The sequence below is a fragment of the Pantoea sp. JK genome (assembly GCF_026130245.1).
GTDB lineage: Bacteria > Pseudomonadota > Gammaproteobacteria > Enterobacterales > Enterobacteriaceae > Pantoea > Pantoea trifolii.
Genome location: NZ_JAINFN010000003.1, coordinates 286,959 through 301,031, shown reverse-complemented (window position 1 = coordinate 301,031; position 14,073 = coordinate 286,959). Strand labels below are relative to the sequence as shown.

Sequence of the window (14,073 nt, the reverse complement as noted above, 5' to 3'; positions counted from 1 at the left end):
TCTGATTACTGCTGCGCATGCACCTGAAGCACCGCAGCCACCGCCAGCATATCTTCACCGCCGCCGCCCAGCCGCATACCGCGCACCGGACACGCATCGAGATAATCCACACCGACCGCCAGACGTAAATGCTGGCGCGTGCTGCGAGTATTATTGGTGATATCAAAGCTGTGCCAACTGCCATCCAGCCAGGCTTCAACCCAGGCGTGAGTGGCGACGTGCTCAACGTTTTCAGTATAGAGATAGCCGCTCACATAGCGCGCCGGAATCCCCAGACTACGACAGCAGGCGAGAAACACGTGACTGTGATCCTGGCAAACGCCGCTGCCGGCGGCAAATACTTTCGTGGCGGCATCAGTAACCAACGTGCTGCCCGGACGATACGGCATCTTCAGCAGCAGTTCATCCATGAGTTTTTCCAGGCTGGCCAGCGGTTTTTCCGGTCGCCAGTAGCGCTTGGCGAACTCACGGATCTCACCGTCCGGCTGCGTCAGCGGCGATGAGCGCAGAAACACCAACGGCGACAATAATGATTCCGGATCGGGCGCCCATTCGCCATCATCAAGGATCTCCACCACGCCACGCGCGGCGATATCCAGCTGCTGATGCGGCGTATCCAGCGTCAGCACATGCATCACATTGCCGTACGCATCCTGCGTGCAGGTGGCTTCACACGGCAGCTCGAGCTCCCACGAGATTATCTGCTGATGCACCGAATTTTGCGGCGTCAGGCGCAGATATTGGGTGCTGAGTGTCACCTGATGCTCGTAGGCGTAACGGGTTTTATGCTCGATGTTCAGTCTCATTTCGCCTCCAGATAGGTGTGATTGATGCTGTCGGCCAGCGCATTCAGGCGCGTCAGGAATGCATTGAGCCAGTGATACAAGCCTTCCTGAGTCAGGCTTTCCCAGGTACTGAAGCGCATTTCGGCCAGCAGCACGGTGATCAAATAGCGCGGGCGATCTTCGCCGCTGCTGCCGATGTTCTCTAACTGTGTGGCGATCTCATCAATACAGGAGTGCAGCGATCGCGGACTTTCACTGCGCAGGATCAGCATCTCATTGACCAGATCGGGCAACAGCTGCTGCTTGAAGATGGCGTTGTAAGCTTCACGCGCTGAAACCGCGCGCAGCAAGGTGTCGAGGCAATAATATTCGCGTACCGAATCCGACTGCTGCTCCAGCAATTGCTGATTCACACTCAGCAAACGCGCAGTGCCGTCGCTGCGCTCCATCAGCGTGCCAATGCGGATAAAACTCATCGCATCGCCGCGCAGCAAGGTGCCGAACATCGCGCCACGAAACAGGTGCGAACGCTCTTTCACCCAATCGAAAAAGGTGTCGGCGTTAGCGCTGGTAATACCGCGTCGCCGCGTGTTACGCATCTCAATCCACGTCGAGTTGATGCTCTCCCACACTTCCGACGACAAGCTGCCGCGCACCGCATGCGCGTTGTTCCACGCCTCCTGCCAGCAGCTGAAGATGCTGCACGGATTGCGGTCATCGAGGGCGAAGAAGTTGAACAACTGCGGCATGGTGCAGCGGCCATTCAGGGTTTCAAACAGTTCACGTGTGCCGGTGAGATTGAGCGGCAGCAGCAGCTCATCGCCCTGGCTGCCGCGCACCGGCATTAATGACAAACGGTTGGTCACGTCCAACACGCGTGCGAGTTGTTCTGCGCGTTCGAGATAGCGCGCCATCCAATAAAGGCCACTGGCCGTGCGGCTTAGCATGATGCGTCATCCTCCAGAACCCACGTGTCCTTGGTGCCGCCGCCCTGCGACGAATTCACCACCAGCGAACCTTCGTTCAGCGCCACGCGGGTTAAGCCGCCGGGCACCAGACGAATATCCGCGCCGCACAGCGCAAACGGACGCAGATCGATATGGCGTGGCGCGAGGCCGTTGTCGATAAAGGTCGGGCACGTCGAGAGCGACAGCGTGTCCTGCGCGATGTAGTTTTCCGGCCGCGCTTTGAGGCGATCGCGGAAATCACTCAGCTCCTGCTGGCTCGCCACCGGTCCAATCAACATGCCGTAACCGCCCGCGCCGTGTACCTCTTTCACCACCATTTTCGCCAGATTAGCCAGCACATAGGTAAGATCCTGCGGTTTGCGGCATTGCCAGGTTGGGACGTTATTGAGGATCGGATCTTCATCGAGGTAGAAGCGGATCATGTCCGGCACATACGGGTAGATCGATTTGTCATCGGCGACGCCGGTGCCGATCGCGTTCGCCAGCACCACATTGCCAGATCGATATACCGATAATAACCCCGGCACGCCGAGCATAGAATCCGGGCGGAATGCCAGTGGATCGAGGAAGGCATCATCCACGCGACGATAGATCACATCGACTTTGCAGGGCCCGGCGGTGGTACGCATCATCACTGCGCCATCTTTCACAAACAGATCGGCGCTCTCCACCAGCTCAACGCCCATCTGCTGCGCAAGGAAGCTGTGTTCAAAATAGGCGCTGTTAAAGCGGCCCGGCGTCAGCACCACCACCACTGGATCGTTGACCGGCGAGCTTTCCCGCAGGGTTTGCAGCAGATGCGAGGGATAGCGCTCAACCGGCGCGATGTGCTGCCCGGCGAACAACTCCGGATAGAGGCGCATCATCATCTTGCGGTTCTCCAGCATGTAGGAGACGCCAGACGGGGTGCGCAGATTGTCCTCCAGCACGTAATATTCGCCATCGTTATTGCGCACCATATCCACGCCGACAATATGCGCGTAGATATTGCGATGCAGATCGACGCCTTGCATACAGGGCTGATATTGATCGTTCACCAGCACCTGTTCGGCAGGCACGATGCCCGCTTTGAGGATCAGTTGCTGATGATAGATATCGTGCAGGAAGGCGTTGAGGGCTTGCACGCGCTGGCGAATGCCGCGATCGAGCATCGCCCACTCGCTGGCAGGAATGATGCGTGGCACACTGTCGAAAGGAATTAAACGTTCCGCGCCGCCATCATCACCGTAAACGTTAAAGGTGATGCCAACGCGATGGAACAGCAGTTCCGCCTCTTCACGCTTGCGCGCTACGGCATCGACGTCCGCCTGTTGTAACCATTCCCAGTATTGCTGGTAGTGAGCGCGGTGTTGGCCATCGCTCAACAACATCTCATCATAGAAGTGCGATGCTATCTGGTAGCTTTCTTTCATGATTTACCCGGCGCTTGTCTAGAGATATTTCTCTCCTGCACAAACTGTGCCAGAGGCTTGCCCCCGGCATGTCACACGCGCCGCGTCTACGGAAATGGCTGTTATGCACTTTACTGGTGCATCAGCTGCTGCGCGATTGGCAGCCAGATCTCCGTCATCGCGCCTTCGCCACCGGTAAAGGGATCGCGGTGCGGCAGGGGAACATGCTGGATCGTCTCCTTCGACGCACGTAAACGCGACGGCTCATCACGCACGGTTTCCGGGGACATGCCTTCAGGATAGGCGCCAACGGTGAAAAAATCCTCTGAGGCAAAGACCTGTTTGTGGCCAACGCCTGCGGGGATCAACACCGCGTCGCCTTCGCGCAACGTCACCATGCGACCGCTGTCGCCGCCGAACAGTACTTCCGCCCAACCGGCAGCGACGCCCAGCACTTCATGGGTGTTCGGATGGTAATGCGTATACGGGAAGATCGGCGCACGCCACGCGGCAGGCCAACCGTTGCGGGTAAAGGTGGTTTCAAACCAGACGGCGCTGTCTTCGGTGGGATTTTCAGCGTCATACGGCACGATGCCAGGCCAGATGATCAACGGTAACGGGCTGTTGGGCACGCCGCCGGAGGGCAGCGACAGCATCAAATGTTGCGGATTGCTGGAGGATCCAGCAGAAAAGGTGCCGGCGGCGAAAGACATCAGTAACAGCAGGCTGGAGTGGTTGGCAGTCATACTCTTTCTCCGGTTAATCACGATGCTTAATTGTGGCTTACCAAAGCGGCATTGCAATGTGCGCCCGGCGACAAAATTCACAAAAAAGAATGATTTAGCTAACTAAAGCCAAATTTATTGGTAACATTTTTAACATCGCGTGCGGGAAATGAGTGGTCGCCATTTATGGTGACCCGGCCGCAAAGTGCAGGAATTTTAGGCGAAAAAAAACCGGTGGATTTCGCCACCGGCCGAATCAAAAAAACGATTCAAAGGCACTGACAGGTTATCGCAGGCGCTCAGCGATGGGCTTCACAACGTTCTCCCCTTCGCGGCCATAAAATTGGAATAAGGTTTCAGCAGCGGCATCGGTTAACACCAGAATTTCGATGCGACGATTGCGCGCACTCATCGGATCGTCTCGATCGCGTGGCATACGTGATGCCATGGCATTAACCTGCAATACACGCGCACTCTCTAATCCGCCACGCTCCAGCGCACGGCGCGCCGCCAGCGCGCGATCGCCAGACAGGTTCCAGTTGTTGTAGGAGGCTTGGCCGCTATATTTCGCAGCATCGGTATGACCGCTGATCATGATTTTGTTGTCGATACGGTTAAACACCGGACCGAGTTCGGTCAGCAATTTCTGGAAGAACGGGGTTAACACCGCGCTCCCACGTGGGAACATCATGCGATCCTGATCGTCCTGAATCAGAATGCGCAGCCCCTGTGGCAAGGTTTCCAGCATCAGATAATTTTGCGCGTTATAGCTGTTGATCATCCGTTGCAGCTGGCTATGTAACAGCGCCAGTTCCGCATCCGAACGCGACAGCACACTGTCTAAATCTTCCTGCGGTTGGTTGCCCGCGTTCAGGCTGATGTCATCCTGAGATGAACTGACGGTCGCAGCTTGCGTCGGCGGAGAAACCGCCATGGTTTCGCCAATGATCGCCGATGAGCCCGCGCTCTCAACATCAAAAGGATTGAAGTTGGTCCCAGTAAAAACGGAAGTGCCGTTCAATTGCGCGACGATCTCTTTACGTTCCTCTTCGCTCACCGCGCCCATAATCCACAGCACCATAAACAACGCCATCATCGCCAACGTAAAGTCGGCAAACGCCACTTTCCACGCGCCGCCATGATGCGCATGGTGCGCCTTTTTGCCGCCGCGTTTGATGATGGTAGTGTGATGCGCATTGTGTTTCATTACGCACCTTCAGTGAGCTGATTGACCCAACCATCCAGCGTGGCAAACGTCGGTTTGGTATCAAGCGGCAACATTTTACGTCCGGCATCCACCGCCAGCAGCGTTGGCTTGCCCGCCACCTGATTCACCAGCACGGTACGGATGCACTCCAGTACTGCCAGACGCTTTTTCTGGTTCTGTTCCATGGCATTCGCCAGCGGATCCAGCAGGCAGTAACAGAAGAATACGCCGAGGAAAGTACCGACCAAGGCGGCAGCCACTTTCACGCCGATCAGCGCGATCGAGCCGTCGATGGATTGCATAGTAATGATGATGCCCAGAACCGCCGCACAGATACCAAATCCCGGCATCGCTTCAGCAACACGCTGCATGGAGCGTGACGGCTTGAGCAATTCCTCTTCCACGGCGTGCAACTCAGATTCAAGGATGCCTTCCAGCTCATGTTCGTTGATCTTGCCCATCGCCATCAGACGGAAGTTGTCTGAGATAAAGGAAATGAAGCTACGATCGGCAAGGATTAGCGGGTATTTCTGGAAAATCTCACTGTTTTCAGGCACTTCAATATGCGCATCCAGGGCTTTCAGACCGCCGTCCTGCACCAGTTCCAGCAGCTCATAAAGCAGCATCAACAGCTGCTGCTGAAACTCTGCGGTGTAGATATTGCCTTTAACGGTGCCGCGCACCTGCGACCACATATCTTTCAATACGGTTTTTGAGTTACCAATCACCAACGCACCGGCGCCCGAGCCGAGGATGATCAACAGCTCACCTGGCTGCCAAAAGGCACTCAGCAAGCCGCCGGCGTGCGTATAGCCACCAATCACGCTGCCCAGTACCACAATTAATCCAATCAGTTTCTGCATGATGTTTTACTCGAAGAATTGTTTGATCTTTTCGCCGATCTTTTTGTTGATCTGGCAAACACGTGCTTCGGTCAGTTCCAGCACCTGAGCGATCTCTTTCAGGCTCATTTCATGCTGATAGTAGAGGCTCAGAATCAGCTGCTCGCGCTCGCACAGTGATGCCAGCGCGGTTTTCAGCGTACGCTGAATACCCACTTCTTCCTCCAGCGCGCGACCGCTCAATGCCTGGCCGAGCCCTAAGCCTTCACCGGCCAACAGCTCGTCAAAGCTCTCCATGGCGCTGGCCGATTCCAGCAGCAGATACTCCTGCACTTCTTCTGCGGTGAGCTTGAGGTGCAAGCGCAACTCTTCTTCGTTCGGCTCGTGACCGAGACGGCGCGTCAGTTCACGCACCGCATCATTGATTTTGTGGGTTTTCTGACGCAGACGACGTGGACGCCAGTCGTGCAGACGCAGCTGATCCAGCACCGCACCGCGCACGCGCTGCAGGGCGTAACCGGCAAAATGATCGTCCGGATGGCCGTAACGACGCAGCGATTCCAGCAACCCCATCAGGGCGATCTGCTCGAGATCTTCACGATCCATCACCGCATCGGTCTGTGCTGACAGTTGGCGCACCACACGCTTTACCAGCGGCAGCCACTGCTGCAGATAGCGGCTCTCTTCGAGCGGCGTGAGTTCAGTAACTTCATTAAAAACGCTCATGACATCTCCTCACTGGAAGACCATTTTGGAGATCATTACGTCAGAGAACGGCTGATCATTACCAAACACGCCTTCATATCGGGCCATCATCTGCATATGGATGTCATCAACGGTCATGATGCGCACCGCGTCGTATTCCATGCCGGAGAACATCGCCACCAGCACGCTTTTCATCTTCGGCAGGTTATGTTCCGTGGCTTTCAAACGTTCATCGCTGTTAGCGACGTAAGCCAAATCAAGCAGCAGGTAACGCTCTTTGCTGCCGTTGCCTTTTAGGGTGATGACCTGATTTTTAACTTCCAGGTAAAGCACCTGTTCTGGCTTCTCTTTTTTCTCAAAGAAAGAGGAGAAGCTGCGGCTTTCGCCAGTAGTGCTGGCGGGATGAAGCAGTTCAGTGCCGGCTACAACCAGCGCGGCGGTCAGCACGGAGGTGCCCATCACCATCGCAAGGCTGCGAGCGATATTTTTAGTTTTCATTAAGTTATACCGTTGTCAGTATGGAAAGATCGCGGTGACGTTGTTCTTCCGTCACTTCTGCAATGTTGTTACTCAGCACCACGTCCTGTTCGGGCTGTTGACGCGGCGCCTGGCGTTGTTCGCCCTGCTGCTGCGAAATCTGTACGTTGACCGCCACCTGATTTTGCTCGCTCAATGCACCACGCAACTCCCGGCTCACCTGTTGCAAGGCGCGATAGACGTCAGGCTGTGCTGCCTGAATCTGAACCTGCAACTTGCCGCCTTCGTAATGCAGAGAGATATCCAGCTTGCCGAGGTTGGGTGGATCGAGACGAATGGTGGCTTTCTGCGTGCGTTGTTCGACCTGCATCTGTAAGCGGTCACCCAAGGCTTCACGCAGCGCCGCCGCTTTCTCGTGCGCGGCTTCAGGCAATGCCAATGGAGCCTGCATTTTGGCCACTGGCTGCGTATTCACCTGATTGGCGGCGATCAGCTGCTGACTGTGCGCCACGACTTGCGCGGGCAACATTTTGGCCAGTGGCTCATCCGGTGACGCCTGCATCATTGCCAGAACCTGCTTGCTGGCATCACGCGCATCCTGTGGCGTACGCAGCTTGAATGGCTGCAGTTGTTCGGTTTCCGTCGGCGTGGTCACCTGCGCAGCCAGCGTGGTGGGCTGCACACTTTGCGGCAGCGCCGTAAGACGCACCGGCATCGCCAGCTCAGGCGGGATCGGCACAGTATTGCCCGGCAACAGCGGTTGCGGTTGATGCTGCGGGAGCGGTGTCATAGCCGGTGGCAGCGGTGCAGGAACTGGCGTGGAAAGTGCCGGATCCAGCAACAACTGCATCAACTGCTCAGGATCGCCGCTTTCCGGCATCGCATCCTCTTCGCTTAACTGCAGATGCGGAGCCTGAACCGGTGCTGGCGCAGTCCCGCCCAGCATAAACGTCGGCACCAGCGGCAGCGGCGTATTGGGCAGCTCAGTTGCGCCCGGCGTCGCGGGGGCAACGGATGGCACGCTTCCGCCGGGCAAAACGAACGAGGGGAGTGAAGGAATCATCAAACACCCCCAGCTTCATCGCCAAACAGGCTATAAGCCTGGCGGCCCTGACGTTGCGACTGATGCTGTTGCAGTTTGTGGCGTAACTCCTCAACACGCACACGGCACTGCGCCGCAACCTGTTGATGGCGCTGCTGAAGCATTTTGACTTGCGCTAAAGTGGCTTCGCTCAAACTCTGCTGGCGCAGCTGCAGCAACAAATCGTTGATCTGTTTATCAATCTGCGTGACCTGCAGCCAATCATCATTCTGCGCGGCCTGCTCTAAAGCCGTGCCCAACGCCACAAACTGCTGTTTCATGGCTGCATGCCCTCCCAGCCTTCACGCAACGTCACCAGCACACCTTCCACTTCCTCAATCTGGGCAACAGATAAGTTGTGGCTGGCGTCGTACAGGCGATAAACGCAATAGTCGTACAGCGAGGCCAAACGCAGCGCCAGTTCGCCACCGCGTTCGAAATCCAGCGCGCTGGTTAGCGCGTTGAGGATGTCGATGCTTTTGGAAATGCTGCTGGCTTTACGTTCAAAGCGTTTCGCGGCGATGTGGCCTTTGGCGCGCACCAGTTCATCCTGCAGACCGGTGAAGAGCATCAACACCAGCTGATGTGGCGTGGCGGCTGCAGTGCGGATCGCCAGATCCGCATCGTTGTAGCCATGAGTTTCGGAATAATTACCGTACATATTTCACCTTCAATAGCTGAAGAAGTTCGCCAATGTATTCTCCATCTGCGACATGGCCGCCTGCGCACGCGTGAATTGCTTCAGGTAACGGGCATAGCTGGTGTCATAGCGCGTCTGGATTTGATCGGCTTTGGTTGTCAGTTGGGTATTTTGGCGGTCGAGTGAATCCTGACGACTCTTGATGGAACCGGTCGAGGTGCTGAGGAAGCTATCAAGACTTTTGTCCATCTTCTTGATCATGCCGTCCGCGCCACCAAACATCGCATCGAGCGCTGCCGGGTTATCACGCACCGCGTCGAGGAATTTTTCGTTGTCGATTTCGAGCTTGCCGGTTTTATCCGTGGAGATACCGAAGTCGCTCAGCTTCTTACCATTGGTGGTTTGACGCAGCATGGACGTCATTTGCTGTTCCAGCACGCGCAGGCCAGAATCACCCGCTAATGCGCCGCGCTTCTCTTTATCGCCACCGCTTTTGGTTAGTTCGGCGATTTTGCTAAACAGCGCGTTGTAGGCATCAGCAAACTTCTGCGCCTGCTCTTTGGTTTGCGTCTCGTCGTTTTCCACGCTGATCACCAGCGGACGGCCAGCATCGGTTTTCTGCACCACATTGATTTCAACGCCGGGGATCACGTCTTTGAATGTGTTGCTGTCGCTCTTGATTACCATGTTGCCAACCGAGATCTCAGCGTCACGCGCCGTAGAAATGTTGGTCGCGGTAAGCGCTGCCTCAAAGGCCGGATCACCGGTCACGGTAATTTCAAATTTGTTTTTCTCACCGGTCTTTTCACTGCCCATCAACATGCGGGTTTCACCGTTGACCTTCATCAGCGATGCCGTTACGCCAGGATTGTCCGGATGTTTGTTAATGGCATCACGCAGATCCGCCATGCTTTCAACATCGGTCAGATCGATATCGATCTCTTTACCATCCACGGTAATCGTCATGGTGCCGGTGGCATTTTTGACTTTGTCATCGGTCATATCCGCAAAAGAGTCTTGCTGTGCAGCGGCAGTTTCTTTCACTTCAACTTGATACAAACCTTTGCTGGCATTGGCGCTGGCTTTGAGGTTGACGTAACCTTCCTGGTTAGCCTTAGCAATGTTCTTCACCAATTCGCCATTGGTACCGAAGCCTTTCAGCGCGGTACGGAAATCAGTTAGGGCAGTTTTCAGCGCGGTTAACGCACTCTGCTCATTAGTGACTTTTTTCTGCTGCGCCTGCAGACGAGACTGCATCGCGGCTATGCTGTCAGTGGCGAGGATCTCCGCCCATTGGGACGGTTCCATATTCATATTCATCGTTTTCTCCTACGGAATGACATGTATTTAGCAAACAGCATGCCAACTTTAATTTATGAATATTTTCAATTAGTTAAATACAAAAACAGGAAGGGTACTTTCCGCATGAGGGGAAGAAAAATCCAGCGCAGGCGGAAATAAAAACACCGCCTCAAGAGCGGTGTTTTTCAATACTTAAAGGGGATTAGCCCAGCATGCCCAGAACCATCTGGCCCATACCGTTAGCTTGTTTCAGCATCATCTGGCTGCTCTGCATCAGCATGTTCTGACGGCTCATTTTTGAACCTTCTTCTGCGAAGTCAGCGTCACGAATGGTGCCGAGGTTCAGCTCGGTGTTGTCTTTCATGTTGGCGAGGTTAGCTGCGGTATGACCCAAACGGTTAATGTTGGCACCCAGGTCAGAACGGATTTTGCCTACTGAACCCAGTGCATCAGTTACTTTGTCCAGCAAGCCGTTAGCTGATGCAGCATCAGCAAAGCCACCCGATACGGTCAGAGCTTTCAGATCAGTTGATACGCTGGTCAATGAAGTGCTCAGATCAACCTTCAGGGTTTCATCTTTAGATGCGCCGATCTGGAACTGCATTTCGCTAGTCAGTTTACCGCCGCCGCTTGCGCCGCTTGCATTGCCGGTCAGCAATTTCTCGGTACCGTAAGAGGTGTTGGTCATGATGTTGCTCAGCTCTGCATTCAGTGCATCGAACTCAGACTTCATCGCGGTACGGTCATCAGCGTTGTTGGTGTCATCCGCAGCCTGAGTCGCCAGGTCTTTCATACGGAAAAGAATGTTGTTCACTTCATCGAAAGCACCTTCAGCGGTCTGCATCAGAGCAGTCGCTTTCGAGATGTTGTTCTGAGCAACGCCCATACCACGCGCCTGACCATCAAGGCGGGTAGCGATCTGCAGGCCCGCTGCATCGTCAGCTGCAGAGTTGATACGTTTGCCGGTACCCAGACGCTCCATTGCGGTAGACAGTGCAGAGTTTGCACGGTTCATGGAGTTAGTAGAGGACATAGCTGCTGAGTTTGTGAACATAGTTAACATGAGGTTTATCTCCAAAAGTTGGAATCCGATGATTCCGTTTCAAGTAACAGGAGAAAACGGCACGCTAATGGAATCTCTTAAATGTATTTAAAATCTTTTCGCGAAAAAAAACATTATTTAGCAGAGAGTGCAAAATTGAAGAGAAAATAAAGGCGGCAAAATTAGCCCATTAATTAAATCATAACAATCCAAATCAATTTAATAAACAAAGCATTGATAAAAATGAATTTTTAAAGAAAACAAACATCAAACAACCCATTATTTTCTATTTTTTAAGAATGACGCTTTTTTTTAGGAGTAATTTCTCCCCTTTTTTCTGCAACAAAAATCTGGCTTCTAAAATCAACGCATTGAAATCGCTCCCTTTTAAGACTAGTCTTGCAGAATAAAACAACTATCTTTTCATCAAGTGTTCTTGACGCCATGCCGATGGCGATGACGACGCCCTCAACATCAGGGAAATAAAGTAACGATGACGTCAGATTGCATTATCAATCACTGGTTACTTGATATTGCCAGTGCTTCATTAATTCATCAGGAGAGCGGCGAGCAGCGGCGACTGGGTGAATATCAATTGAAACTGCTGGTGGTGCTGATACAGCATGCCGGTCAGATTTTATCGCGTGAAGAGTTGAATCAGCTGGTATGGGAACGGCGTGTCATCGGCAGCAACAGCTTACCCAATGCGATCCACGCGCTGCGCGTAGCGCTGGAAGATGATGGTAAGCAGCAGTTGATTATTAAAACCGTGCCAAAGAAAGGCTACATTCTCGAAGCCGAGTTTTGCCATTTCCAGCGACGTATAAATGAAGAAGATGACGAAGAGAGCGATGTGCAGTTATTGAGTATGACGCCGCCGTCACAGCCGTCTGCTGCTACAACATCGGAATTACCCGCCGAAGAAGAGTTGTTTATTGCCGCTGATGTGGCACCCGCACCGCTGATCGCTGAAACGCCGCCAGCGGCAAGAACTCATCATCTGTGGATGGCGCTGTTTGGCATAATGCTGGTGGTATTTATCACGCTTGCAGCAATGATCTGGCGCTCTTCACTGCAGCAGCAGCCGTATCTGACACAATTGCCTTTAGAAGGCGTCACGCAAATACGCTTGCTGCAACTCACCAATACCCCGCGCGACGCCATCACCCAGCAAAAAGATATCGCTAAGCTGCTCGGCAATACGTTGCGCCAACTGAACACCACGCTGCAACAGCGCGCGACCCGCATGGATATCTACTATTCGGCCAGCAGCGATGTGAACAATCTGACCCTTAATCTTAAAAACGCCTGCGCGCATCAGCAGTTGGTGATGACCGTATTTAATGCAGATGATAATCCGCAAGCCTTGAGCAAACTGCTCACCGAAGAGATGGAGAGAAAGCTGAATGAAATGGCGTCTTGCAACCCTTAGCCTGACGCTGCTGACTTTGCTGCTGCTGATTACCGCAGCGCTACGCGGCTGGTTGCCGTGGTCAAGCCATCAGGTATTTGACGAAGATTTTACCGGTAGTGGTGTTGAGGTGGGGATTTACGATGTTGAAAGCGGTCAAACGGAGATGTATTTGCCGTTTTTTGCCGTGAAATCAGACAGTGTGTTAATGACGCTGACCAGTGAAATCGCCACGCGGCAATTTCTGGCCAAAATATTGTTAACCCCACAAGCGGAGACGCGAAACGGCGTGGTGTATAGCTATCAGCCCCTGATGGTGCACGCCAGTAAAGATAAACCGTTGATAAAAAGCATCTTTAACTTTAATGCTCATAACGGCGTCACCTTTAATAGCGTGGAATTTGAAGGGAATCGTATGCTGGTGATGCCGTCAGGATTGATGATCAACCAGCAACATTAACCTCAGGCGCGCAGCAAGGCTGCGCTGCCCAGTACATTCTTCACGGTGGCGCGCGGCACGTTAGCTTGCGCGCCCAGCGCATCGGCCACGCTACCATAACTGCGTTGACTCAACTGCTGCGCCACGTCCTGTGCAGCGCTATTCGCCTGGGTACTGCTGAAATTGGACATACTATCAACACGTTGCTGTACCAGCGCTTTGGAGCGAACTAATTGCTTACGCTGATGAGTCAGCTGCTCCAGCGTGCTATCGAGCGTGGGTTGCAGTGATTCCAGCTGTGCTGGATTTGCTAACACGCGCGCCACTTCATCTTCCAGCGTGATTTCCGCCTGCGGCTTAACCGGGAAGAACTGACTAAGCGGATAACGTTCGCCGCCGCCTTGCACACTCAGATGTTGATTCACGCGCGACCATTGCTGCTCATCCACCTGAAACTGCACTTCGCGTTGCGCATCCAACTTGCCATGAATGCCCCATTTGCCCAGCGCCTGATTCAGACTCAGCAACGTCTGCTGCGGCGTACTGTCCGCCGCAATCGCCGCCGCACTGATTTCGCGCTGCTGGCCCGCCAGGGAAAACGTCAGCAGTTCCGGCTGCGGATTGTTGACCAGCGCCTGACCATCACGCAGCTGGAAATTGACCTGCGATTTCCCCTCGAGTGACACTTGCAGCTGGCGGTTCACACTACCGCCGGACAGCCTCTGGCGCTGCGCCAGCAGCGATTGTAATGCCTGCGTCTCGGCTAACGCCGTCTGGCGATCGCTGCGACGGCTCAGCGCATGGTTCACCTTCAGCAGCTGACTTTCGGTCGCCTGCAGAAAGTGATCGGCCTGCTGCACACGCGTTAGCTGTTGATTCAGCTGAACGTTATAGCGCAGAGGCTGAGAAGAGATCAGCGGCGCATCGGGAAAGTTGCTGCTCTGCCGCATAGTGGCGTTGGCAACGTTGCTGACCGGCGCTTTCGCCGTCAGCGGTGCGCTGTGCAGCGCGGGAGCGCGCAATCCCGGCGCCAGACGATTCTCCACCTGCATCATGTC

Annotated in this window: 16 protein-coding genes; 2 read left to right on the top strand and 14 right to left on the bottom strand. The window is 54.3% G+C overall.

Translation table 11 applies throughout. From position 1 onward, the window contains the following. Window positions 1-5: 5 nt before the first annotated feature. The 13 genes from PanJK_RS08960 to PanJK_RS08900 all read right to left on the bottom strand — a co-directional run bounded on the left by PanJK_RS08960 (window position 6) and on the right by PanJK_RS08900 (window position 11,177). Window positions 6-806 carry a transglutaminase family protein gene (locus PanJK_RS08960; RefSeq protein WP_265299041.1) on the bottom strand — a complete coding sequence of 267 codons (801 nt, stop codon included), beginning with the start codon at window positions 804-806 and terminating at the stop codon, window positions 6-8. Next, window positions 803-1,732 carry an alpha-E domain-containing protein gene (locus PanJK_RS08955; protein ID WP_256697427.1) on the bottom strand — a complete coding sequence of 310 codons (930 nt, stop codon included), beginning with the start codon at window positions 1,730-1,732 and terminating at the stop codon, window positions 803-805. Before PanJK_RS08955 ends, PanJK_RS08960 begins: the two co-directional genes overlap by 4 nt. Further along, window positions 1,726-3,165, bottom strand: a complete 1,440-nt coding sequence (locus PanJK_RS08950) for a circularly permuted type 2 ATP-grasp protein (protein WP_256697428.1) — start codon at window positions 3,163-3,165, stop codon at window positions 1,726-1,728. Before PanJK_RS08950 ends, PanJK_RS08955 begins: the two co-directional genes overlap by 7 nt. A gap of 110 nt (window positions 3,166-3,275) precedes the next feature. Further along, entirely contained in the window at window positions 3,276-3,890 is a 615-nt protein-coding gene (locus tag PanJK_RS08945) for a cupin domain-containing protein (protein ID WP_256697429.1), read from the bottom strand. A gap of 265 nt (window positions 3,891-4,155) precedes the next feature. After that, window positions 4,156-5,076 carry a putative lateral flagellar export/assembly protein LafU gene (gene lafU / locus PanJK_RS08940; protein ID WP_265299039.1) on the bottom strand — a complete coding sequence of 307 codons (921 nt, stop codon included), beginning with the start codon at window positions 5,074-5,076 and terminating at the stop codon, window positions 4,156-4,158. Further along, window positions 5,076-5,939: a flagellar motor stator protein MotA gene (motA, locus tag PanJK_RS08935; protein WP_137386492.1), complete on the bottom strand. Its 864-nt coding sequence runs from the start codon at window positions 5,937-5,939 to the stop codon at window positions 5,076-5,078. Before motA ends, lafU begins: the two co-directional genes overlap by 1 nt. 6 nt (window positions 5,940-5,945) lie before the next feature. After that, entirely contained in the window at window positions 5,946-6,644 is a 699-nt protein-coding gene (locus PanJK_RS08930; protein ID WP_265299035.1) for a FliA/WhiG family RNA polymerase sigma factor, read from the bottom strand. 9 nt (window positions 6,645-6,653) lie between these two features. Next, complete coding sequence (locus PanJK_RS08925; RefSeq protein ID WP_265299033.1) at window positions 6,654-7,121, bottom strand: flagellar basal body-associated FliL family protein; 468 nt, start codon at window positions 7,119-7,121, stop codon at window positions 6,654-6,656. Between the two features lie 4 nt (window positions 7,122-7,125). Continuing rightward, complete coding sequence (locus PanJK_RS08920) at window positions 7,126-8,163, bottom strand: flagellar hook-length control protein FliK (RefSeq protein WP_265299030.1); 1,038 nt, start codon at window positions 8,161-8,163, stop codon at window positions 7,126-7,128. Then, complete coding sequence (locus PanJK_RS08915) at window positions 8,163-8,462, bottom strand: hypothetical protein (RefSeq protein WP_265299028.1); 300 nt, start codon at window positions 8,460-8,462, stop codon at window positions 8,163-8,165. The genes PanJK_RS08920 and PanJK_RS08915 overlap by 1 nt, the downstream gene beginning before the upstream one ends. Beyond that, window positions 8,459-8,842: a flagellar export chaperone FliS gene (gene fliS / locus PanJK_RS08910; RefSeq protein ID WP_265299026.1), complete on the bottom strand. Its 384-nt coding sequence runs from the start codon at window positions 8,840-8,842 to the stop codon at window positions 8,459-8,461. Before fliS ends, PanJK_RS08915 begins: the two co-directional genes overlap by 4 nt. Before the next feature lie 9 nt (window positions 8,843-8,851). Further along, window positions 8,852-10,141 carry a flagellar filament capping protein FliD gene (gene fliD, locus PanJK_RS08905; RefSeq protein WP_265299024.1) on the bottom strand — a complete coding sequence of 430 codons (1,290 nt, stop codon included), beginning with the start codon at window positions 10,139-10,141 and terminating at the stop codon, window positions 8,852-8,854. Between the two features lie 184 nt (window positions 10,142-10,325). Next, on the bottom strand, window positions 10,326-11,177 hold the full coding sequence (locus PanJK_RS08900) for a flagellin (RefSeq protein WP_265299021.1): 852 nt from the start codon (window positions 11,175-11,177) through the stop codon (window positions 10,326-10,328). Between the two features lie 481 nt (window positions 11,178-11,658). Between PanJK_RS08900 and PanJK_RS08895 the strand changes: the two genes are divergently transcribed. Next, on the top strand, window positions 11,659-12,597 hold the full coding sequence (locus PanJK_RS08895; RefSeq protein WP_265299019.1) for a transcriptional regulator: 939 nt from the start codon (window positions 11,659-11,661) through the stop codon (window positions 12,595-12,597). After that, window positions 12,572-13,036: a hypothetical protein gene (locus tag PanJK_RS08890; RefSeq protein ID WP_265299017.1), complete on the top strand. Its 465-nt coding sequence runs from the start codon at window positions 12,572-12,574 to the stop codon at window positions 13,034-13,036. Before PanJK_RS08895 ends, PanJK_RS08890 begins: the two co-directional genes overlap by 26 nt. A gap of 2 nt (window positions 13,037-13,038) precedes the next feature. Here the strand turns inward: PanJK_RS08890 and PanJK_RS08885 are convergent, their stop codons facing one another. Further along, window positions 13,039-14,070 carry a hypothetical protein gene (locus tag PanJK_RS08885; RefSeq protein ID WP_265299015.1) on the bottom strand — a complete coding sequence of 344 codons (1,032 nt, stop codon included), beginning with the start codon at window positions 14,068-14,070 and terminating at the stop codon, window positions 13,039-13,041. Between the last annotated feature and the right edge of the window lie 3 nt (window positions 14,071-14,073).